The sequence below is a fragment of the Stenotrophomonas sp. YJH_SMC_79 genome (assembly GCF_059367995.1).
Genome location: NZ_JCAFRK010000002.1, coordinates 787,029 through 808,778, shown reverse-complemented (window position 1 = coordinate 808,778; position 21,750 = coordinate 787,029). Strand labels below are relative to the sequence as shown.

The following is a 21,750-nucleotide window of genomic DNA, read 5'->3' as shown; positions in this document are numbered from 1 at the left end:
GTCATGAACTACATCGTGACCGCTGCACACCGCAGCGAATTTCCGCACCCGATCACCCTGAGCCGTGGCCAGGCACTGGTGGTGGGCGAACGCTATGAAGGCCCCGAGGGCTGGGAAGACTGGTTCCTGTGCGAAGCCGAAGGGCAGCAGCCTGGATTCGTACCGGCGCCGGTAATCGGCCGCGACGCGCAGGGTGGCGCATTTGCCACGGAGGACTACTGCGCTCGGGAACTGGATGTGGATCCCGGGCAACTGCTGCGCGGGGAGCGCACGCTCAATGGCTGGGCGTGGTGCGTGCCGGCGACGGGCGAACCGGGATGGGTGCCGTTGGAGAAGCTGCGCGCTGTGGAGTGATCACGGTGGTTCATCCACGCATGGCGTGGATCTACTGGGGCATCGGTGAATTCATGCCGGGCGCGTGCAACATCCTCCAGTAGATCCACGCCATGCGTGGATTCGGTGCCATGCAAGCATGGCACCCGCCCGACCAGGGAATCAGGCGATGGTTTCCAGGCCGCCCATGTACGGGCGCAGGGCCTCCGGCACGGTGATGCTGCCGTCGGCGTTCTGGTAGTTCTCCATCACCGCGATCATCGCGCGGCCAACCGCCACGCCCGAGCCGTTCAGCGTGTGCGCCAGTTCCGGCTTGCCCGTGGCGGGGTTACGCCAGCGCGCCTGCATGCGGCGGGCCTGGAAATCACCACAGTTCGAGCACGAGGAGATCTCGCGGTAGGTCTCCTGCGACGGCAGCCAGACTTCCAGGTCGTAGGTCTTCACCGCCGAGAAGCCCATGTCGCCGGTGCACAACAGCACCTTGCGGTACGGCAGGCCCAGCTTTTCCAGCACCACTTCGGCGCAGCGGGTCATGCGCTGGTGCTCGGCGTCGCTGTCTTCCGGGCGGCTGATCGAGACCAGCTCGACCTTCTCGAACTGGTGCTGGCGGATCATGCCGCGTACGTCGCGGCCACCGCTGCCAGCCTCGGCACGGAAGCACATCGAGTGGGCGGTCATGCGCAGCGGCAGGCGCTCGGCATCGACGATCTCGTCACGCACGATGTTGGTCAGCGGCACTTCCGAAGTCGGGATCAGGTAGCGCGTGGAGTCGCCCACGGCGGTCTTGAACAGGTCGTCCTCGAACTTCGGCAGCTGGCTGGTGCCGCGCAGCGAATCGGCGTTGACCAGCAGCGGCACGTTGGTTTCCTCGTAGCCGTGCTCACCGGTGTGCAGGTCAACCATGAACTGGGCCAGCGCACGGTGCAGGCGCGCGATCGGGCCGCGCAGCACGGTGAAGCGCGAGCCGGACAGCTTGGCGGCAGTCTCGCCGTCCAGCCAGCCGTTGCGGGCGCCCAGTTCGACGTGGTCCAGCACCTTGAAGTCGAACTGGCGCGGGTTACCCCAACGCGCCTGCTCGACGTTGTCGTTCTCGTCGGCACCGGCCGGCACGTCATCGGCCGGCAGGTTCGGTATGCCCATCGAGATCGCTTCGATCTTCTCGCGCAGTTCATCCAGCGCCACTTCCGAGGCCTTCAGCTCGTCGGCGAAGGCGGCAACCTCGGCCATGATGGCCGAAACGTCCTCGCCCTTGGCCTTGGCCTGGCCGATGGCCTTGGAACGGCTGTTGCGCAGGCTCTGCAGCTCCTGGGTACGCACCTGGATGCGCTTGCGATCGGCCTCCAGGGACTCCAGGGCAGACACGTCGAGCTCGAAGCCACGGCTGGTGCGCAGGCGTTCGGCGAGGTCGGCGGGCTGGTGGCGGAGCAGGGCTGGATCAAGCATGGCAGGTGTCGTGGTGGGTATCAGGGATGGGATTATCGCTTGTTATACGGATTTCTGCCGCCCGGTTCATTCCCGCCGTGGCAGAATCGAGCCATTCCGTACTGGTCCGGTCCATGTCTGCACCCCGCTCGTCGTCCGCCAAGTCGTTCACTGTGCATATCCCGCGCAATGCCCTGAAGATCGCCGGTATCGCCTTCGGGGTGGGCGTGCTGCTGTTCGTGCTGGTCTGGCTGACCGGTCGCGACAAGGAGTTCTTCCGCGCCGATCCTGCCGCCCAGACGCCGCAGGAAACCGCCCAGATCGAGCCCCTGCCGGAGCCGTTGGCCGCTGCGGCCGGTTCCAGCGACATGCCCGATGCCAAGCCGGCCCCGGTCGAGGAAGAAGCGCCGAAGCTGGTCGAAACCGCTCCCCCGCCGCCCGCCCCCGTGGCTGAAGCAGCCCCGGCTGCGCCGGGCCCTGCACCTGCGGCCACCGGCAACAGCCAGCCGATGCCGATTGCCGGTCAGTCGCCGCCACCGGCCTACCCGGCCGCCGCGCTCCGCGCCGGCGAGACCGGCACCGTGGTGGTGCGGGTGGACGTGGACGCCACTGGCTACCCGAACAACGCCACCGTGATCCAGCGCAGTGGCTCACGCGAGCTCGACCGTGCCGCCACCGACGCCGTGCGTCGCTGGCGCTTCACTCCGGCGCAGAGCAACGGCCAGGCCGTACCCGGCAGCATCGAAGTGCCGTTCGACTTCAAGACGCAGTAACTGAACGCTTCCCGGCAGGCAAACTGAACCCTGCCGGTGGCGTTGACGCAACGCTGACACTTCTCGTCCGTGGCTCGCGCAACACTTCCTACGTCGTCCATTGACGGAAGGAGTTAGCGATGACTGCCACCATCCACGAAGACCTTCATTCGCCGCATCTGCAGGAGGATTCCAGCCTGCAGCACAAACCCACGTCGCCCTGGATGTGGATCGCGCTGATCGTAGCGATGTTTGCTGCCGCCCTGCTTTGGCTGCGTCATTCGAACCAGGAAGACGTGGCACCGGCGCCGGTCGGTGAGCGCATGCTTCCAGCCCCCGAGCAGGCAGTGGTGACAGATGCGGCGGCTCCTGCCGCGCGCCAGGCAGCCCCGGCTACAGCTTCGCGGAAGGCCGCGCCGGCAGTGCGCAATCGTGAGGCCCGCCCGCTCGCCAGCAACCGCATGCCCACCTACCCCGCCGCCGCGCTGCGTAGCGGCGTGCAGGGCAGCGTGATCGCCAGCCTGAGTGTCGATACCCGCGGCAACGTCGCCAATGCTGCGATCGTTTCGCGCAGCGGCGAGCGCAGTCGCGATCTGGACCGCGCGGTGCTGGGCACTGTGCAGAACTGGAAGTTCCAGCCGGCGATGCACGAAGGCCGTGCCGTCGCCAGCGTGGTGCGGGTCCCGGTGGATTTCCGTACCGAGCAGCGTTGATCGCGGACGAGGGGTTCGTGATGTTTAGACGGAGGCTTCGGCCTCCGTCCTTTTATGCGGAAAAGCGTGCCAACCAAGGTTGGCACCTACCGAGAGAAGTGAGCGTGCCGACCAAGGACGGCACCTACCGGGTGATGTGAGTGTGCCGACCAAGAACGGCACCTACCGGCTGATGTGAGTGTGCCGACCTTGGTCGGCACCTACCAAGGCGCGCGATCCGCTGGGCATGGCCCGGCGGCCGCGGTGCCGGTCAGGCCAGGTTGAACCCGGCGCTGCGCGCCAGGCCGTCGAAATCCGGGAAGGACGTGGCGACGTTGGCGATATCGTTGATGCGTACTTCGCCGTCGCTGATCTGGCCGGCGATGGCAAACGCCATGGCGATGCGATGGTCTCCATGGCTTTCGATGGTGCCGCTGCCCAGGCGCACGCCGCCATGCAGGGTGGCACCGTCTTCGGTTTCGTCCACCTGCATGCCCAGCGCACGCAGGCCGGTGGCCATCGCCGCAAGGCGGTCGGATTCCTTCACCCGCAGCTCGGCCGCACCGCTCACCACGGTCTGCCCTTCGGCGGCGGCGGCGGCCACGAACAGCGCCGGGAACTCATCGATCATGTCCGGCACCAGTTCTTCCGGAATACGTGCGCCCTTCAGCGGTGCATAACGCACCACCAGGTCCGCCACCGGCTCACCGCCCTGCTCGGCCGGATTCTCTTCGGTGATGTCCGCGCCCATCAGGCGCAACGCATGCAGCAGGCCGGTGCGGCGTGGATTCAGGCCGACCTGCTTCAGGCGCAGGGCAGAACCGGGAATGATGCTGGCGGCGACCAGATAGAACGCCGCAGACGAGAAGTCGGCCGGCACCACGATATCCGTGGCGCGCAGGCGCTGGCCACCGCGCAGGCGGGCCTTGCCCGGCGAGAATTCGATGTCCACGCCGAACGCCGACAGCATGCGCTCGGTGTAGTCACGGGTCGGATGCGGTTCGGTCACCCGGGTTTCACCCTGCGCGTACAGGCCGGCCAGCAGCACCGCCGACTTGATCTGCGCGCTGGCCACCGGCGAGGCGAAGTCGATGCCCTGCAGCGACTGGCCGCCATGCACGTGCAGCGGGGGCGTGCCGTCATCCTGGGTATCAATCTTCGCGCCCATCTGCGACAGCGGGCCGGTGACGCGGCGCATCGGGCGGCCGGACAGCGATTCATCGCCGATCAGTGTGCAGTCGAACGCCTGGCCCGCCAGCAGGCCGGCCAGCAGGCGCATGCCGGTACCGGCGTTGCCGCAGTCCAGCGGTGCCTCCGGCGCTTTCAGGCCGTCGATGCCGACGCCATGCACGACGCGCTGCGACGGGCTGGGCGTTTCGATGCGCACGCCGAGCTGGCTGAAGATGCGCGCAGTGGCGCGGGTGTCTTCGCCTTCCAGGAAGCCTTCGATATGCGAGGTACCATCGGCCAGCGCGGCGAACATCACCGAGCGGTGCGAGACCGACTTGTCGCCGGGAATGGTCAGGCTGCCCTGCAGCGGCTGGCCCTTGCGGGCGATCCAGTGTTGCGCGTTGCTCATCGTTCGATCATTCCGTAAACGCCGGCAGCGCCGGCGATGCATCAGGGAGCGGCGGCCAGGGCCGCCGCAGCAGCACTCAGGGCACGGCCACCGGATAGGAGCCCAGCACCTTGATCTGCGCCGAGTGCGCTTCCAGTTCGGCCAGCGCGGCCTGCATCGGCGCATCGTCGATGTGGCCGGCCAGGTCGATGAAGAAGCCGTACTCCCACTTGCCGTGGTGCGACGGCCGCGACTCGATGCGGTTCATGCTGATGCCGTGGCGGGCGAACGGGCTGAGCACGTCGAACAGCGCACCGGGCTTGTCGTGGATGAATACCAGCACCGAGGTGCGATCGTGGCCGGAGGTCGGGAAGATGTTGCGGCCCACCACCAGGAAGCGGGTGGTGTTGTCGGCATCGTTCTGGATCGGCTTGGTGACCACCTTCTTCAGGCCGTACACATGGCCGGCGCTCTCGCCGCCGATGGCCGCCGCGTCGTCGGCGTTGCGCGCACGGCGTGCACCTTCGGCATTGCTGGATACCGGAATTTTCTCGGCCTTCGGCAGGTTGGCGCGCAGCCACGCCGAGGTCTGCATGAACGACTGCGGGTGTGCGTAGATGCGCTCGATGTCCTCGATGCGGCCGCTGCGCGACATCAGGTACTGCTGCACACGCAGTTCCACTTCGCCACAGATCTTCAGGTTCGAGGTCAGGAACATGTCCAGGGTGATCTGGATGGTGCCCTGCCCCGAATTCTCCACCGGCACCACGCCGAAATCGGCGTTGCCCGCTTCCACTTCCTGGAACACTTCCTCGATGCTGGCCATCGGCAGGCCCAGCGCGGAGCGGCCGAAGTGCTTGAGCACGGCCTGCTGGCTGAAGGTGCCCTCCGGGCCGAGGTAACCGATCTTCAGCGGCTCCTGCTGGGCCAGGCAGGCCGACATGATCTCGCGGTAGACGTGCACCAGCAGCTCATCGCTGAGCGGGCCTTCGTTGCGATCGACCACCATGCGCAGCACCTGCGCTTCGCGCTCGGGGCGGTAGTAGTCCACGGCGGCAGCCAGCTTGCCCTTGGCCTTGCCGACCTGGTGGGCGAAGCGCGCGCGCTCGGCGATCAGGTTCTGGATGTCGCGGTCGATCTGGTCGATCTTCGAGCGCACATCGGCCAGCGCCAGCGGCGCCAGGGTGGGCGCCGGGTTCGACGCGGCCTTGGACGTGCTCTTGCCCTTGGCCTTGGTGGAGGCGCTGTCCTTGGCCGGTTCGGCCTTCTTCGGCGCCTTCTTGCTGGATTTGCTGCTTGCCATCGGAATTCCCTGTTGCGGGGCACGCACCCGACGGTGCGCGCCGTTCATTGCTCAACCGTGACGCTTCTGGAAATCGGCCATGAAGGCGACCAGCGCCTCGGCCCCCGCCAGCGGCATGGCGTTGTACAGCGAGGCCCGGATGCCGCCGACCACCTTGTGGCCCTTCAGCGCCAGCAGGCCGGCGGCCTTGGCTTCGGCGACGAAGCGGGCATCGAGCTCGGCATCGGGCAGGAAGAACGGGATGTTCATCCGCGAACGGGCCGCGTGTGCGACCTCGTTGCGGTAGAAGCCGCCGGAGCCGTCGATGGCGCCGTACACCAGTGCTGCCTTGGCGGCATTGCGCTTGGCGAACTCGGCCACGCCGCCTTCGGCCAGCATCCACTTGAACACCAGGCCGGCCAGGTACCAGTTCCAGGTCGGTGGCGTGTTGAGCATCGAATCGCGGGCGACGTGCGAGCGGTAGTCGAAGATGTCCGCGCGCGGCTGGCCACTGCGCTCGAGCAGGTCGCGGCGGATGATCATCACCGCGATGCCGACCGGGCCGAGGTTCTTCTGCGCGCCGGCGTAGATCACGCCATAGCGGCGCACGTCCAGCGGCTCGCTGGCGATGGACGAGCTGAAATCGGCGATCAGCGGGACGTTGCCGGTGTCGGGTACATCACGGAACTCGACACCGTGGATGGTCTCGTTGGCGGTGATGTGCACGTAGGCGGCATCGGGAGACAGCTGCCAGTCGGCACGCGCCGGCAACTCGCGGTAGCCGTTGGCCTCGCTGCTGGCGGCAATGTTCACGTCTGCATAGACGCCAGCCTGCTTGACCGCGGTCTTGCCCCAGTGGCCACTGACCACGTAGTCGGCGCGCTGGCCGGGGGCTGCGAAGTTCAGCGGGATCAGCGCCTGTTGGGTGGTGGCACCACCGGACAGGAACAGCACCGCATAGTCGTCGGGGATATCGAGCAGGCGACGCAGATCGGCCTCAGCCTCGGCGGCCACGGACATGAATTCCGCGCCGCGATGGCTCATTTCCACGATCGAGGCGCCGGACCCGTGCCAGTCCAGCATTTCCGCCTGCGCCTGGCGCAGGACCGATTCCGGCAAGGTCGCAGGGCCGGCACTGAAGTTGAACGCGCGCGTCATGTCACACCTGTGGGGCAAGACCCGTAGTATGCCGCAGTGCACCAGCCTTGCGGCCTTGTGGCGCAAGGGAAATTTGGTTTCATTGGAATCCATTGGCCGCGCGCACAGCACCGGTAGCCGCCAACCTTGGTTGGCGTACGCCGCAAGGCGTCATGCGCGGGTGGAGCCTGCCAACCAAGGTCGGCATCTACCAGAGCGAAGGCCCGTAGCGCCGGGCCATGCCCGGCGGAAGCAGATCAGCGCGCGCCGAACCAGAGCAGCAGGCTGAGCAGCGCGGCCAGCAGCAGCGCACTGACCAGCAGCCACGGCCAGCGCCGGACCTTGCGCGGCACGGCCGGCAGCACAGGCGCCTGCTCGGCGTCCTCGCTGGACTCGTCCTCGGCTGGCAGCGGCCGCCGACGTGGGTCATGCGGCACTTCCAGCACGAACCGGTGCTGGCCATCGAACACCACCTGGTCGCCCGCCTGCAGCCAGCAGTGGCGCACGGCCACACCGTTGACCCGGGTGCCGTCGGCACTGCCCAGGTCACGCAGCAGCACGCGCTCGCCATGCACTTCCACACGGGCGTGCTGTTCGGCGAAGGCCGGTTCATTGATCTCGATGTCGGCGTCGCCGCCGCGACCGACCAAGCGGGTTCGCGACAGGGTAAAGCTGCGGCCATGGTGCAGTCCCCCGACGCCGCGCAGCAGACGCTGCTGCTCATCGGAGCCATCGTCATTCTTCGGTGCAGGCGCCTGCAGCAGGCTCTCCACCTCACCCTGCAGGACCATCTCCACGCCATCCACGTACACCGCATCGCCTGCACGCAGCAGCGCCATGCGCCGCACCGGGCGGCCGTTCACGTGGATGCCGCGGATGCCGTTGCCGACCTGCAGCCAGAGACCGCGATCGTCCATGCAGAACTGCGCCAGCAGCAGGGCACCGTTGCCGGCATCGCCGAGCCGCACACTGCCGTTGGCCTGGCGCACGATGCGTTGCACCCCGGGCCTCAGCGGCTGGTCGGGCTGTTGTTGTTGACTGAAGTGAACAAGCAGGTTCTGCACGCGGCGCAGCCTAGCAGGTTGGCCGCCAACGAAGAAGAACCTGCGATGAGTGCTTGGCGCGACGGCCCTCGATGCGCACAATGCTCGCCCTCATTGACCATCCCCGCCCTGCGCCAGGAGCCCGTATGTCCACCATCGATGTCCGCCACGCCCACGCCCTGCCCGACGCACAGGCGCGCGCCGCGATCGAACAGGTTGCCGCCAAGTTGTCCGAGCGCTTCGGCCTGAAGTCGTCCTGGACCGCCGACGTGCTGAACTTCTCCGGCAGCGGCGTGGATGGTGCGATCGAGCTGCAGCCGGGCGCCGTGCGCGTGACCGCCAAGCTGGGTTTCCTGCTGTCGGCGATGAAAGGCATGGTCGAAGGCGAGATCCAGCGCGTGCTGAAGGAAAAGCTGGGCTGAACCCCGGCGGCGGCCGTCACGGCCGTGCAACGCCAACGCGCGCTACTCTCGGGACAGGCCCAACTCCCACGGGAAGTACGATGAACCAGTACGAAAACGATGACCGCCGCAACGACGACGCCTCGTTCGGTGACCAGGCCGAGCGCTTCTCGCGCAAGCTGAGTGACTCGGCGCAGCAGGTCTGGCTGGCCGGCCTGGGTGCCCTGGGCCGCGCACAGGCCGAAGGCAGCCGCTTCTTCGACGGCCTGGTGAAGGAAGGCGAAGCCTGGGAGGCCCGCCGCCGTGAGCGCAATGGTGAACAGGGTCCGGGCTGGCGCGACAACGTGGAAACCTCACTGGATGAGGCCCGCGAGAAGGCCTCCGGCACCTGGACCAAGGTTGAAAAGGCCTTTGATGACCAGGTGCAGGGCGTGCTCAAGCGCCTGCACGTGCCCACTGCCGACGAGGTGACCGCGCTGGAAGCCCGTATCGACGCCCTGCACGCGCGGCTGGCCAAGCTGGAGAATCGCGACGCCTCGGGCACTGATGCACCTCCACCGGGCAGCCATCAGTCGCCAGGCAGCGTGCCCTGACCGGGCATATGTTGCAATGCAATAAATTTTGATTGACAATCGCGAGCAACCCGCCAATCGCTTCGGCTGCCGTTTGTTCCCTCCCCTCACGGCTTCAGGATTGGCGGGTTTTTCGTGCCCGCGGTATTCCGAACTGCGTGCTCCATCACGCTTCCTGTCAGGAACCTCCTGACTCAGCGGCACGGCGCGACCTTTACACTGTCGCCTTCGCATTCGCCCCTTCCGCGCACCTCCTGCATGCTCCCTTGGATCCTGGCCCTGCTGTCGGCCCTGCTTACCTGTTCCCTGGCCGTTGTCTATCTGTGGTGGATCAAACGGCGGCAGAAGGAGATGCAACTCGGCCTGCAGGCCCTGGCTGGCATGCACTGGCGCGAATTCTCGGTACTGGTCAAGCGCATGCTGCGCGAGCAGCGCGGCCTGCGCGAACTGGACGACCCGGGCGAGGAATCCCGTGAGCCCAGCAGCGACTTCCTGCTCAGCGATGGCCCCAACACCTGGCTGGTGTCATGCAAGCACGGCCTGGCCTATCGCATCGGTACCGCCGCAGTGAACGAACTGGGTGCGGCCGCGCGCCTGGCCGGCGCCAAGGGCGGCGTGCTGCTGACCGAAGGCCGGATCGAACGCGATGGCCGCGGCGCCGCCGAGAAGCAGGCGGTCGAGGTACTGGACGGCCCGCGTCTGTGGCCACTGCTGCAGCCCTATCTGCCGGCGGAAATCGAAACCCGTGTGCGCGCCAGCGCCCGCCATGAGGCCCTGCGCCGGATCGCCATTGCCGCGCTCGGCGCGGTCACGCTGGGCCTGCTGGTGGGATTGAGCCTGCAAGGGCTGCATGTGCAGGACACCCGGCCTGTTGCCGAGGTGGCGGACGCCCCTGCGCCGGTTGCGCCTGCGGTTGAAGCGGCGCCCGAACCGGCACTGCCCCCCGCCACCATGCCGCCGACCGCTACGCCCGCACCGGCCACGCCCTCAACCGATGCACGCAGCAACCCCAACCCGGATGCCGCCACCCTGGAGCGCTTCCAGGCCGATCTGTCCCGCGCCTTGGCCGGCAAGCCCGGCATCGCCAGCGGTGTCTGGCTGACCCGGCAGACACTGGCGATCAACCGCACCGGCGAGCTGGAAAAGGTCTGGCCGCAGGTCTGTGAGGAAGTGCTGCACTATCCCGCCCTGCGCAACGTGCGCATCCAGCTCAATGCCCGCCCCGGTGTGGATGAGCCGGTACGCTGGCGGCAGTGCGCTACGTATTGATGGGGCAGCATCCACGCATGGCGTGGATCTACTGAACCCCGGTTGCGATTGGGCGATGCGCTCGAACCTCTGGTAGATCCACGCCACGCGTGGATGCCTTTGCAGAGTTGAGCCACGCGCGAACAGCAGCCGAGCATGGGCTCGGCTCTACAAGGCGCCTGCTCAGCCCAATGCCGCAAGATGGGCGATGTAACTGGAGCGCGATTCACCCGCCGCTCTGGCCTGCGCATCCAGCCTCGCCAGGATCCGACGCGGCAGACTGATGTTGACCCGCTCGATGGTGTCGTCCAGCAACGCCGGATCAATGCAGATGTACGCAAGAATCCAACGGATGTCCTTGGATGCCTCGGCCACGATTTTCTGTGGCGCAGAAGGTGCCGGAATCGAGCGCCCCTCATCCAGGGCCACATCGATCCAGGCAAGCGCAGCCTCCTCGGCAGCACTGAGCGCATCATCAAGCGTGTCGGCCGCCGAGAAGCACCCTGGCAGATCTGGAACGACCACACCCCATGCAGTGCGCTCATCGCCTGCCTCGATCAAGACTGGATATCGCATGGGCCCTCCTACGTCAGTCCTGCGAGCTTCCGCAACGCCTGCACCAGCCCTTTCCCCAGATCCTTCCTTGGATGAGGCACGGTGAGGATGTGAGGGTGCTGCGGGTGCACGAATACATGATGGGATCCGCGAATCCGGCAACAGGTCCAACCTGCCGCTTCCAGATCCCGGATGAGGTCCCTGCTCTTCATGCAGGGACGATACACATCGTACACACGCCCCGACAGAGTTCAAGGCGACAGCCGTTCCGGCCCAGTAGATCCACGCCATGCGTGGATGGAATCCCTACCTTGCCCCAGGCGCGAAGCGCGCAACCAGGTCCCAGGCATCGCCGAGGAACACCTGGCGCACGCGGGTGATCGGCTGTTCGCCGCGCCAGGTCAAGCGCTCGATCACCAGACAGGCGGTTCCGGGCTTCACGTCCAGCAGCTTGGCGGTGGCGGTATCCGCGCCCCAGGCACTGATGCGGTGCTGGGCACGGGTCCACGACACGTTCTGCAGCAGCCAGCTGCCCGGCGCGGTGGTACTGAAATCGACCTCCAGCACCTCGGGTACGCCCACCGGGCTGATCAGCCGATGCTCCAGTGCCAGCGGGCGACCATCGGCCAGGTGCAGGCAGCGCATTGCCAGCAGGTTCTCCTGCCCTGCCAGCTCGACTTCACCGGCATTGCCGGCATCGGCAAGGCGCAGGTCGCGCTGCAGCAGGCGATAGGCGTACTGGTGGCCGCGCGAGCCGACCTCCATCGCGATATCCGGAATCTCCAGCGCCACCTGCTCCAGGTGCGGCGGCTGCCGCGCCACGAAGGAACCGGCGCGACGGCGGCGTTCGATCATGCCGCTCTCGGCCAGCGCGGTCAGCACCTTGTTCACCGTCATCCGCGAGCAGCCGTACTGTTCCATCAGCTCGTGCTCGTAGGGAATACGGAAGCCCGGCGCCCACTCTCCGCTGAGGATGCGGCTTTCCAGATCGCTGCGGATACGCTGGTTGAGCGTGGCGGACTTGCTGGCCTTCACGTAATGGGGTCTCGGTAGCGGGAGGCGATCAGCCCAGCACGCCACGCAGGGCGGCGGCGAAGGCGGTGGTGATCGCCTCGCGCTGCAGGTGGCGGCCCTCGGCCACACATTGGCGGCCATGGCGCCAGACCGATCGCAGCGCGCCATTACGTGCGGCGAACACCCAGCTGTCAAGCCATGCGTCATCCTGCCGCGCCTGCAGCGCCGGGTGTGCGGCATCCAGTTCAACCAGATCGGCACTGGCGCCGACCTGCAGGCCAGCGGCCACGCCCAGCGCCTGTGCGCCACCCTGCAATGCACCTTCAAACAGGAAACGACCGGTGCTGCGGGTGGCATCCGGCGCCAGCACGTTGCGCCCGCGCAGGGTGAGCCGCTGACCGTACTCGAGCAGGCGCAGCTCTTCGGCCGCATCGATCAACACATTGGAATCGGAGCCGACGCCGAAGTGCCCGCCCTCGCGCGCGAACGCCTGCATCGGGAACAGGCCGTCACCCAGGTTGGCTTCGGTGATCGGGCACAGCCCGGCCACGGCCTGGCTGGCCACGATGGCCGCACGCTCGTCATCGGTGATGTGGGTGGCATGCACCAGGCACCAGCGCGCATCGACCGGTGCATGGTCGTACAGCCACTGCACCGGGCGCTGTCCGCTCCAGGCCAGGCAGGCTTCGACTTCACGCACCTGCTCGGCGATATGGATGTGCACCGGGCCGTCGGTAAGCGGCAGCAACGCACTCAGTTCCTCGCCGGTGACTGCACGCAGGCTGTGTGGCGCGATGCCGAGCACTGCATCCGGCAGCGCGGCCAGCGCCGGCTTCGCGGCGTCCAGCAGCTGTGCGAAACCGTCCACATCGTGGATCAGGCGACGCTGCGCCGGATTCGGCGCTGCCCCGCCGAAATCGGCATGCGCGTAGAACACCGGCAGCAGGGTCAGGCCGATGCCGGTCTGATCGGCCGCAGCGGCAATCCGCGCACTCATTTCGGCGCGGTTGGCATAGGCATGGCCATCGGCGTCGTGGTGCAGGTAATGGAATTCGCCGACGCGGGTGAAGCCGCTTTCCAGCATTTCCATGTAGGCCTGGGCGGCGATGGCCTGCACCGCGTCCGGGCGCAGATGGGCCAGGAAGCGGTACATCAGCTCGCGCCAGCTCCAGAAGCTGTCACCGTCACCGCCGCCGATCTCGGTCAGCCCGGCCATGCCGCGCTGGAAGGCATGGCTGTGCAGGTTGGGCAGGCCCGGCACCAGGATGCCGACGCAGGTGTCGCCGTGCTGGGCGCCCTGCCCCGTGTGGATCGCCGTGATGCGGCCGTCCTGCACCTGCAGGCGGACATCGCGGGCCCAGCCGTCGGCCAGCAGGGCGTGGGCGGCATGGAAACAGTGCGGGGAACGCGAATCGGACATGGCTGGACAACCCGAAATGGACGCCTATATTGTATAGACATATAAGCACAGCCGCGTTGTGGATGCCATGCACGTCGATACCCTCTGGTCCAACGTTCACCTGATCACCCTCGATGGCGAGGGCCTGGGTGTCATCCGCGATGGCGTACTGGCCTGCGCGGACGGGCGCATCGTCCACGTAGGTGCCGCCGGCAGCGATACCCACCTGCGGCCGACCACCCGCATCGACGGCGAAGGCCGCTGGATCTCGCCGGGCCTGATCGACTGCCACACCCACCTGGTCTACGCCGGCAACCGCGCCAACGAATTCGAGCAACGCCTTCAGGGCGTCAGCTACGCCGAGATAGCCCGCGCCGGCGGCGGCATCGTCTCCACCGTGCGCGCCACCCGCGCCGCCACGCCCGAGCAGCTGGCCAGCGAAAGCCGCCCGCGCCTGCTGGCGATGCGCGCCGAAGGCGTGACCACGATCGAGATCAAGTCCGGCTACGGCCTGACCCTGGCCGACGAGCGCAAGCAGCTGCAGGTCGCACGCGCACTGGGCGAGGAATGCCGGGTCAACGTGGTCACCACCTTTCTTGGCGCACACGCGATTCCGCCCGGCCGCGAGGCGCAGGACTACACCGATGAGGTGTGCGAGGTGATGATTCCGGCCATCGCCGCCGAAGGCCTGGCCGAAGCGGTGGATGTGTTCTGCGAGAACATCGCGTTTTCCCCGGCGCAGGCGCGGCAGGTGTTCGAGGCTGCGCGTGCGAACGGGCTGGCCGTGAAGATCCACGCCGAACAGCTGAGCAACCAGCACGGCGCCGAACTGGCCGCCGGTTTCGGCGCGCTGTCGGCCGACCATATCGAACATCTGGATGACGCCGGCATCGCCGCGATGGCCGCCGCCGGCACCGTCGCCGTGCTGCTGCCGGGCGCCTTCTATTTCACCCGCGATACCACCCTGCCGCCGATCGCTGCATTGCGCGCGGCCGGCGTGTCGCTGGCATTGGCCACCGACAGCAACCCGGGCACCTCGCCGCTGACCAGCCCGCTGCTGGCGATGAACATGGGTGCCACCCTGTTCCGCCTGACCGTGGATGAATGCATCGCCGGCTTCACCCGTGAAGCGGCGCGCGCGCTTGGCCATGGCGAGCGCATTGGCCGCCTCGCCGTCGGCCTGGACTGCGACCTGGCGATCTGGGACATCGATGCCCCCGCCGACCTGGTCTATCGCATTGGATTCAACCCGCTGCACGCGCGCGTGGTGCGCGGACAGCCCGACCTGCCTGCCTCCTGGAGCAACACATGAGCAACACCCTGGTTCTTCGCCCCGGCCATGTCACTCTCGCCCAGTGGCGGCAGGTCTATCGCGGTGCGCCGCTTGCACTGGACCCGGCTGCACTGCCGGTGGTGCGCGCCAGTGCTGCGGCGGTGGCCGCCATCGTCGCCAAGGGCGCGCCGGTGTATGGCATCAACACCGGCTTCGGCAAGCTGGCCAGCGTGCGCATCGAGCGCGAGGACCTGGCCACCCTGCAGCGCAATATCGTGCTCTCGCACGCTGCCGGCGTGGGCGAACCGATGCCGGCCAGCGTGGTGCGGCTGATGATGGCGCTGAAGCTGGTCAGCCTCGCGCAGGGCGCTTCGGGCATCCGCGAGGAAACCCTGCTGCTGCTGGAAGCGATGCTGGTCAAGGGCGTGCTGCCGGTGGTACCGGCGCAGGGCTCGGTCGGCGCGTCGGGCGACCTCGCGCCGCTCTCGCATCTGGCCAGCGTGATGCTGGGCGTCGGCGAAGCCTTCATGGGTGACCAGCGTCTGCCGGCAACCGACGCACTGGCGCGTGCCGGCCTGCAGCCGATCGAGCTGGGCGCAAAGGAAGGCCTGGCCCTGCTCAACGGCACCCAGTTCTCCACCGCCTATGCACTGGCCGGCCTGTTCGAGATCGAGACCGTGTTCCAGGCGGCGCTGGTCACCGGCGCGCTGTCGGTGGAAGCAGCCAAGGGTTCCGACACACCGTTCGACCCGCGCATCCATGCCATCCGCGGCCAGCGCGGGCAGATCGCCACTGCCGCCACCCTGCGCACACTGATGCAGGGTTCGGACATCCGCGAATCGCACCGTGACAACGACGTGCGCGTGCAGGACCCGTACTGCCTGCGCTGCCAGCCGCAGGTGATGGGCGCGGCGCTGGACATCCTGCGCCAGGCTGCGACCACGCTGGAAATCGAAGCCAACGGCGTGTCCGACAATCCGCTGGTGTTCACCGATACCGGCGAAGCGCTGTCCGGCGGCAACTTCCACGCCGAGCCGGTGGCCTTCGCGGCCGACATGCTGGCGATGGCGGTGTGCGAGATCGGCTCGATCAGCGAGCGCCGCCTGGCGATGCTGGTGGACCCCGCACTGTCCGGCCTGCCGGCGTTCCTGACCCCGCGCCCTGGCCTGAATTCCGGCTTCATGATTCCGCAGGTGACCGCCGCCGCGCTGGTTTCGGAAAACAAGCAGCGCGCCTACCCGGCCAGTGTTGATTCGATCCCGACCTCGGCCAACCAGGAAGACCATGTGTCGATGGCCGCGCATGGCGCGCGCCGCCTGATGCAGATGGCCGAGAACGCCGCCAACGTGATCGGCATCGAACTGCTGGCCGCTGCGCAGGGCTGCGACTTCCACGCCCCGCTGCGCTCCAGCGCCGCGCTGGAAAGCGTGCGCGCCACTCTGCGTGCGCAGGTGCCGACGCTGGAAGAAGACCGCTACTTCCATCCGGACATGGTGACCGCCACCAATCTGGTGCGCAGTGGCGCGCTGGCGCAGGGCCTGGCCGACCTGCTGCCAACCGTGGAACCGCAGGTATGAACGCCCATCCCGAATGGCTGACGGTGCACGAGGGCGATGCCCCCTTGATCGTCAGCTTCCCGCATACCGGCAGCGAGCTGCTGCACGAGCTGATCGGCGACTACCACTCGCCGTGGCTGGCACGCCGCGATGCCGACTGGTGGGTACACGAACTGTACGATTTCGTGCGTGGCATGGGCGCGACCACGGTGCGCTCGGCGATCTCACGTTCGGTGATCGACCTCAACCGCGATCCCAGCGGCGTGTCGCTGTACCCGGGCCAGAACACCACCGGCCTGTGCCCGCTGACGACCTTCGACAACCAGCCGCTGTACCACGCCGGGCGCGAACCGGACGAAGCAGAAATCGCCCGTCGCCGCGACACGTATTTCCTGCCTTACCACGATGCGCTGGCCGCACAGATCACGCGCCTGCGCGCGAAGTTCGGCACGGTCGTGGTGTATGACGCACACTCCATCCGCTCGCACATCCCGCACCTGTTCGAAGGCGAGCTGCCGCAGTTCAACCTTGGTACCGCCGGCCCCTCCGGTGCGCCGGATACCTCCTGCGACAACGCGTTGAGCGATGTGGTAGAGAACCTGCTGAAGATCAGTGGCATGAGCCAGGTGCGCAACGGCCGCTTCAAGGGCGGCTGGATCACCCGCCACTACAGCAACGTCGCCGGCGGCGTGCACAGCCTGCAGATGGAGCTGGCCTGCCGCGGCTATATGCACGAACCCTTGCCGGACCAGGTGGACGAACACAGCTGGCCCACCCCGCTCGACCCCGACCACGCCGCACCGCTGCGCCACACCCTGGCGCAGGTGCTCAACGCCTGCCTTGAATTCGCTACGAACCGGAGCGCCGCATGACCCGCAACGACCCGTCCCGCACCATCGCCGCGCCGACCGGCACCACGCTGAACGCCAAGAGCTGGCTGACCGAAGCGCCGCTGCGCATGCTGATGAACAACCTGCACCCGGACGTGGCCGAGCGCCCACAGGAACTGGTGGTGTACGGCGGCATCGGCCGCGCCGCGCGCGACTGGGAGAGCTTCGATGCCATCGTCGAAACGCTCAAGCGCCTGGACGACGACCAGACCCTGCTGGTGCAGTCGGGCAAGCCGGTGGGCGTGTTCCGCACCCACGCCGATGCGCCGCGCGTGCTGATCGCCAACTCCAACCTGGTGCCGCGCTGGGCCAACTGGGACCACTTCAACGAACTGGATAGGAAGGGCCTGGCCATGTACGGCCAGATGACCGCCGGCAGCTGGATCTACATCGGCGCGCAGGGCATCGTGCAGGGCACCTACGAGACCTTCGTGGAAATGGGCCGCCAGCACTTCGGTGGCGACCTGACCGGGAAATGGCTGTTCACCGGTGGCCTCGGTGGCATGGGTGGCGCACAGCCGCTGGCTGCCGTGATGGCCGGTGCCTCCTGCCTGGCCGTCGAATGCCGCAAGAGCAGCATCGACATGCGACTGCGCACCGGCTACCTGGATACCTGGACCGACAATCTTGACGAAGCGCTGCGCCTGATCGACGAATCGTGCAAGGCCGGTACGCCGAAGTCGGTGGGCCTGCTCGGCAACGTCGCCGATATACTGGCTGAACTGCTCAAGCGCGGCGTGAAGCCGGACCTGCTGACCGACCAGACCTCCGCGCACGACCCGGTGAACGGCTATCTGCCGCAGGGCTGGACGGTCGAGCAGTGGGATGAGAAGCGCGTTTCCGCCCCCAAGGAAGTGGAGAAGGCCGCGCGCGCATCGATGGCCAACCACATCCGCGCCATGCTCGGCTTCCACGCGCTGGGCGTGCCGACCGTGGACTACGGCAACAACCTGCGGCAGATGGCGCTGGAAGAAGGCGTGGCCAATGCCTTCGACTTCCCCGGTTTCGTGCCGGCCTACATCCGCCCGTTGTTCTGCCGCGGCATCGGCCCGTTCCGTTGGGCGGCACTGAGTGGCGATCCGGAAGACATCGCCAAGACCGATGCCAAGGTGAAGGAACTGATTCCGGACAACCCGCACCTGCACCGCTGGCTGGACATGGCCGCCGAGAAGATCAAGTTCCAGGGCCTGCCGGCGCGCATCTGCTGGGTCGGCCTGGGCGACCGCGATCGATTGGGCCTGGCCTTCAACGAAATGGTCGCCAACGGCGAACTGAAGGCGCCGGTGGTGATCGGCCGCGACCACCTGGACAGCGGCAGCGTTGCCTCGCCGAACCGCGAAACCGAAGCAATGGCCGACGGCTCCGATGCGGTCTCCGACTGGCCACTGCTGAACGCCCTGCTCAACACCGCCAGCGGCGCGACCTGGGTGTCGCTGCATCACGGTGGCGGCGTCGGCATGGGCTTCTCGCAGCACGCCGGCATGGTGATCGTCTGCGACGGCACCGAGGCAGCGGCCAAGCGCATTGGCCGCGTGCTGTGGAACGACCCGGCCACCGGCGTGATGCGCCATGCCGATGCGGGGTATGAGATCGCGGTGGAATGCGCGAAGGAGAAGGGGCTGGATCTGCCGGGAATTCTGGGCTAATGCGGGGTTGCCGGCCAGCGGCCGGCACGCACATCATCCGGTGCCATCAGGGCAATGCGCGGCAGTGTCCCCGATCCGCCGGCGTGCATGCCATGGAAGAGGCTTGCGCCAGCTTCAGTGGCATCGCACCTAAAGTTGCGCGGTGCCCTGCCGATACCGGAGATCAACAAGGAATGTTGCCCTCCGGCCTGTTTACTCGGGCCAGCGCCCCTGTGGGCTCATTCCTTTCTGATGAACTCTTCTGCTGAAAGGAATCCACTGTATGGCTCACGAAATCACCATGGATCTTGCCACCAAGTTCGTACTGCACAAGGACGTCGAACTTGCCGTCAGGAAAGATGGAAAGCTGCTCGGTACCGCTCTGATCAGCAAAGGCAACATCGAATGGGTGCCCGCAGGCAATTCGGTGAACAAGAAGCGGCTGAGCTGGGCCAGGTTTGCTGAGCTGATGCAGGACCAGGGCAAGGATGTGAAGATCAAGTAGATCGATCGCGGATTGCCACATCGCCCTGCGACGGAGTCTCAGTGCCAGGACTTCGTCTGAATCCCGTTCTGCACCATCGAGATGTTCTCTCCAATGAGCGTTCTTCAACGTCTGCTACTTGTCGCCACCTGCATTGCGGTCACCGGGCCTGCGAGCGCAGCAAACCAGATCAGCACAAAGCTCCCATACGAGACCCGGATCAGCCCGCTCGTTATTCTGGATGCGAACAATGAGGGTTCCTGCGCACTGCCCTCGCCGGATGGGCGTCGCCGCACTCCCTACTTCCCTGATCTCAGGCAGCGTTGCAGCATCCTTGCACAAGCCCTGTTTGCGTCACTCACTACCCGCGGCTTCGACGCAAAAATGGAATCCTTCACGCCTGATGCACCCATCGGCTACAAGGAGTATTACGCCGCGTTCGCTGAGTGGAAGCGAGGCGTAATTGAAAAGTACCCCGATCGGTACGTGCTGACTTACCACGGACTGGTGGACGAGAGAAAGCAAAGCTACCTGGTGATGAATCTGTCCGGACCAGGCGACGGCGAACGCCCGCTGCTTGGCACGATTGAGCTCAGCAAGGACCAGATGTGGACCGTTACCAAGCTCGGCGATATGAACTTCATTGGCCCGACCCCGTTGCCGCGCCTCATCGAGCTGCTGAGCAACACCCTGGAGGAGCGCTGTCCGACCCGCGGGTTCATGCGTAACTGCTATGGCCGTGGCTGGCTCATGGACAAGAGCCCCAGGTAAGGCCTCAGCCACAATCGATAGGGTGTCGGCCACCGGCCGGCATCACCGCCATCAGGAAATACAGGAAACCACGCACAGCACGCCTTTCATGACCGCTACGGACCTGCGTGCAACGCTCGACTGCCGCCACGCCTTCTATCCGGGCATACCCGCATGATCCCGTGTGGCACGAAGCCCATCCGCTCATGCATGCGTGATCCATCGAACAGGGCCCGCTTGACCCCACCTGCAGCCGTGACCAACATGCGCCATCTCCGCTGACGGATCACCGCGATGTACCGCACCCTTGCTGCTGCATTGCTCTGCGCCCTGTTCGCTGCTCCACCCGCTTCTGCGCGTGGGCTTCCCGTCGGCCTCTCTTCACAGCTCGAAGCCCAACTGCAGACCAACCGCGAGCGTTACGGCATCGCCGGGCAAGCGGTGCTGGTCGCCCACAGCGGTCAGGTGCTCTACCAGGGCGCCAGCGGCGAGCGTGACCCGGCCACCCACGCGCCGGCTACCATCGATTCCATTTTCACAGCGCAGTCGATGGCCAAGCTGCTGACCAGCACGCTGGTGATGCAGCTGGTCGATCAAGGCAAGGTGGATCTGGACGCACCAGCCAGCCGCTATGTTCCGGACCTGCCGACTGCATGGCAGGCGATCCACGTGCGCGATTTCCTCAACCACAGCTCCGGTATCGCCGAGTACTACGACCGCGTGGACAACCGCTGGGTGAGCAAGGGCTACCCCGGCGTTGCCCCCGATCTTGCCGCTGCACTGAAGGTGGCCGGCGCGGCGCCGATGCAGTTCGCGACCGGCAGCCGCGTGCAGTACACCCAGGCCAACTACCTGGTGCTGACGGCGTTGCTGCAAGCGCACTATCGCAAGCCCTACCCGGCCATCGCGCGCGAACGCATCCTGCAACCGTTGAAGATGACCAGCACCTCATGGGGCGTGGCCAGCGTGCCGGCGCAGCGTGCGGCGGTGGCCTACATCGGCAAGGACGGCACCTTGCAGCCGGCCAACGAAGATCCGTGGCCGCACTACGGCTGGGGCCATGCCGACCTGCAGACCACCGTAGGCGACATGAACCGCTTCCTGCAGGCACTGGCCACCGGCAAGCTGCTGCGCACGGCCACCCTGGAAAAGCTCTGGCAGCCGCAGACGCTGAGCGGCGGCGGCCGCAATTACTACTCCACCGGTTGGGATACTGTGCGCAGTGACGGCTACACCCAGGTCGGCCACGATGGCGGCACCCGCGTACGTGCGCGGCTGGCCTACAAGGACACCCTGGACAGTGGCTACTGGGTGTTCGTGTACCTGACCAACGGCAGTGCCCGCAATGTCTGGTCGAGCACACTGGTGGAGAGCACGATGGCGGTGGCCGCGCCGAAGGAATTCCCGCACGCGGTGTTGTCCGAACGCTTGATTGCCTATGCGCTGGATGATGATGCGGGCGCTGCACCAGCCCTGCGCGCATGGTTGCGCGACAGCAGCGGCATTGCGACCGATGAACTGGAGCGTGCGATCAATGCCGATGGCTATGCCATCCGCGAGAGCCTTGGTGCACGCAGGGCGTTGAAGGTGTTCACGCTCAACACCGAGCTGTATCCGGATTCGGCCAACGTCTGGGACAGCCTGGCCGAGTGCCACGCCGCGCTGGGTGATGCCGAGACTGCAAAGGCGCTGTACGCGAAGGCGAAGGCGCTGGCGAAACCGTCTTTGTAGAGCCGAGCCGATGCTCGGCTCCGTAAAAAGCAG

At 66.7% G+C, this 21,750-nt stretch carries 22 protein-coding genes; 13 read left to right on the top strand and 9 right to left on the bottom strand.

What is annotated here, in order from left to right; genetic code table 11:
• Positions 1–3: 3 nt before the first annotated feature.
• On the top strand, positions 4–354 hold the full coding sequence (locus tag AC5P57_RS10500) for an SH3 domain-containing protein (RefSeq protein ID WP_262234902.1): 351 nt from the start codon (positions 4–6) through the stop codon (positions 352–354).
• Positions 355–495: 141 nt separating this feature from the next.
• Here the strand turns inward: AC5P57_RS10500 and serS are convergent, their stop codons facing one another.
• Positions 496–1,776 (bottom strand): serine--tRNA ligase, encoded by a 1,281-nt coding sequence (gene serS, locus AC5P57_RS10495; protein WP_262234901.1) that lies wholly within the window; start codon positions 1,774–1,776, stop codon positions 496–498.
• Between the two features lie 113 nt (positions 1,777–1,889).
• Between serS and AC5P57_RS10490 the strand changes: the two genes are divergently transcribed.
• Entirely contained in the window at positions 1,890–2,528 is a 639-nt protein-coding gene (locus tag AC5P57_RS10490; protein ID WP_099552325.1) for an energy transducer TonB, read from the top strand.
• 119 nt (positions 2,529–2,647) lie between these two features.
• A complete protein-coding gene (locus AC5P57_RS10485; protein ID WP_262234899.1) occupies positions 2,648–3,220 on the top strand; it encodes an energy transducer TonB in 573 nt (190 codons plus the stop codon).
• A gap of 250 nt (positions 3,221–3,470) precedes the next feature.
• On the opposite strand, the gene aroA is transcribed toward AC5P57_RS10485, so the two are convergent.
• The 4 genes from aroA to AC5P57_RS10465 all read right to left on the bottom strand — a co-directional run bounded on the left by aroA (position 3,471) and on the right by AC5P57_RS10465 (position 8,240).
• The gene (gene aroA, locus AC5P57_RS10480) at positions 3,471–4,778 is read right to left on the bottom strand and encodes a 3-phosphoshikimate 1-carboxyvinyltransferase (RefSeq protein WP_099552327.1); all 1,308 of its coding nucleotides are present in this window, start codon (positions 4,776–4,778) and stop codon (positions 3,471–3,473) included.
• Positions 4,779–4,854: 76 nt separating this feature from the next.
• The gene (gene pheA / locus AC5P57_RS10475; RefSeq protein WP_057503311.1) at positions 4,855–6,060 is read right to left on the bottom strand and encodes a prephenate dehydratase; all 1,206 of its coding nucleotides are present in this window, start codon (positions 6,058–6,060) and stop codon (positions 4,855–4,857) included.
• A 51-nt stretch (positions 6,061–6,111) separates the two neighbouring features.
• The gene (gene serC, locus AC5P57_RS10470) at positions 6,112–7,197 is read right to left on the bottom strand and encodes a 3-phosphoserine/phosphohydroxythreonine transaminase (RefSeq protein ID WP_099552329.1); all 1,086 of its coding nucleotides are present in this window, start codon (positions 7,195–7,197) and stop codon (positions 6,112–6,114) included.
• Positions 7,198–7,433: 236 nt separating this feature from the next.
• The gene (locus tag AC5P57_RS10465; RefSeq protein WP_099552330.1) at positions 7,434–8,240 is read right to left on the bottom strand and encodes an FHA domain-containing protein; all 807 of its coding nucleotides are present in this window, start codon (positions 8,238–8,240) and stop codon (positions 7,434–7,436) included.
• Positions 8,241–8,365: 125 nt separating this feature from the next.
• Here AC5P57_RS10465 and AC5P57_RS10460 point away from each other — a divergent pair, with 125 nt between their 5' ends.
• The 3 genes from AC5P57_RS10460 to AC5P57_RS10450 all read left to right on the top strand — a co-directional run bounded on the left by AC5P57_RS10460 (position 8,366) and on the right by AC5P57_RS10450 (position 10,461).
• Positions 8,366–8,641 carry a polyhydroxyalkanoic acid system family protein gene (locus tag AC5P57_RS10460; RefSeq protein ID WP_005417302.1) on the top strand — a complete coding sequence of 92 codons (276 nt, stop codon included), beginning with the start codon at positions 8,366–8,368 and terminating at the stop codon, positions 8,639–8,641.
• An 80-nt stretch (positions 8,642–8,721) separates the two neighbouring features.
• Positions 8,722–9,213: a phasin family protein gene (locus AC5P57_RS10455; RefSeq protein WP_099552331.1), complete on the top strand. Its 492-nt coding sequence runs from the start codon at positions 8,722–8,724 to the stop codon at positions 9,211–9,213.
• Positions 9,214–9,450: 237 nt separating this feature from the next.
• Positions 9,451–10,461 (top strand): restriction endonuclease, encoded by a 1,011-nt coding sequence (locus AC5P57_RS10450; RefSeq protein ID WP_262234898.1) that lies wholly within the window; start codon positions 9,451–9,453, stop codon positions 10,459–10,461.
• Between the two features lie 162 nt (positions 10,462–10,623).
• Here the strand turns inward: AC5P57_RS10450 and AC5P57_RS10445 are convergent, their stop codons facing one another.
• From AC5P57_RS10445 to AC5P57_RS10430, 4 genes are all read right to left on the bottom strand, one after another.
• On the bottom strand, positions 10,624–11,001 hold the full coding sequence (locus AC5P57_RS10445; RefSeq protein ID WP_262234897.1) for a type II toxin-antitoxin system HicB family antitoxin: 378 nt from the start codon (positions 10,999–11,001) through the stop codon (positions 10,624–10,626).
• 23 nt (positions 11,002–11,024) lie between these two features.
• Positions 11,025–11,207: a type II toxin-antitoxin system HicA family toxin gene (locus AC5P57_RS10440; RefSeq protein ID WP_099552393.1), complete on the bottom strand. Its 183-nt coding sequence runs from the start codon at positions 11,205–11,207 to the stop codon at positions 11,025–11,027.
• A gap of 94 nt (positions 11,208–11,301) precedes the next feature.
• Positions 11,302–12,030: a histidine utilization transcriptional repressor HutC gene (hutC, locus tag AC5P57_RS10435; protein ID WP_062607337.1), complete on the bottom strand. Its 729-nt coding sequence runs from the start codon at positions 12,028–12,030 to the stop codon at positions 11,302–11,304.
• Positions 12,031–12,058: 28 nt separating this feature from the next.
• On the bottom strand, positions 12,059–13,429 hold the full coding sequence (locus AC5P57_RS10430; RefSeq protein WP_262234896.1) for a formimidoylglutamate deiminase: 1,371 nt from the start codon (positions 13,427–13,429) through the stop codon (positions 12,059–12,061).
• Between the two features lie 67 nt (positions 13,430–13,496).
• Here AC5P57_RS10430 and hutI point away from each other — a divergent pair, with 67 nt between their 5' ends.
• The 7 genes from hutI to AC5P57_RS10395 all read left to right on the top strand — a co-directional run bounded on the left by hutI (position 13,497) and on the right by AC5P57_RS10395 (position 21,717).
• Positions 13,497–14,720, top strand: a complete 1,224-nt coding sequence (gene hutI, locus AC5P57_RS10425; protein ID WP_262234895.1) for an imidazolonepropionase — start codon at positions 13,497–13,499, stop codon at positions 14,718–14,720.
• Positions 14,717–16,258 (top strand): histidine ammonia-lyase, encoded by a 1,542-nt coding sequence (gene hutH / locus AC5P57_RS10420; protein WP_262234894.1) that lies wholly within the window; start codon positions 14,717–14,719, stop codon positions 16,256–16,258. Before hutI ends, hutH begins: the two co-directional genes overlap by 4 nt.
• On the top strand, positions 16,255–17,109 hold the full coding sequence (gene hutG, locus AC5P57_RS10415; protein WP_262234893.1) for an N-formylglutamate deformylase: 855 nt from the start codon (positions 16,255–16,257) through the stop codon (positions 17,107–17,109). Before hutH ends, hutG begins: the two co-directional genes overlap by 4 nt.
• Positions 17,106–18,773, top strand: a complete 1,668-nt coding sequence (gene hutU, locus AC5P57_RS10410; RefSeq protein ID WP_262234892.1) for a urocanate hydratase — start codon at positions 17,106–17,108, stop codon at positions 18,771–18,773. Before hutG ends, hutU begins: the two co-directional genes overlap by 4 nt.
• A gap of 262 nt (positions 18,774–19,035) precedes the next feature.
• Entirely contained in the window at positions 19,036–19,257 is a 222-nt protein-coding gene (locus AC5P57_RS10405) for a hypothetical protein (RefSeq protein ID WP_049443231.1), read from the top strand.
• 93 nt (positions 19,258–19,350) lie between these two features.
• Positions 19,351–20,007 carry a hypothetical protein gene (locus AC5P57_RS10400; RefSeq protein ID WP_143567601.1) on the top strand — a complete coding sequence of 219 codons (657 nt, stop codon included), beginning with the start codon at positions 19,351–19,353 and terminating at the stop codon, positions 20,005–20,007.
• 273 nt (positions 20,008–20,280) lie between these two features.
• Complete coding sequence (locus tag AC5P57_RS10395) at positions 20,281–21,717, top strand: serine hydrolase domain-containing protein (protein WP_262234891.1); 1,437 nt, start codon at positions 20,281–20,283, stop codon at positions 21,715–21,717.
• Positions 21,718–21,750: the final 33 nt, after the last annotated feature.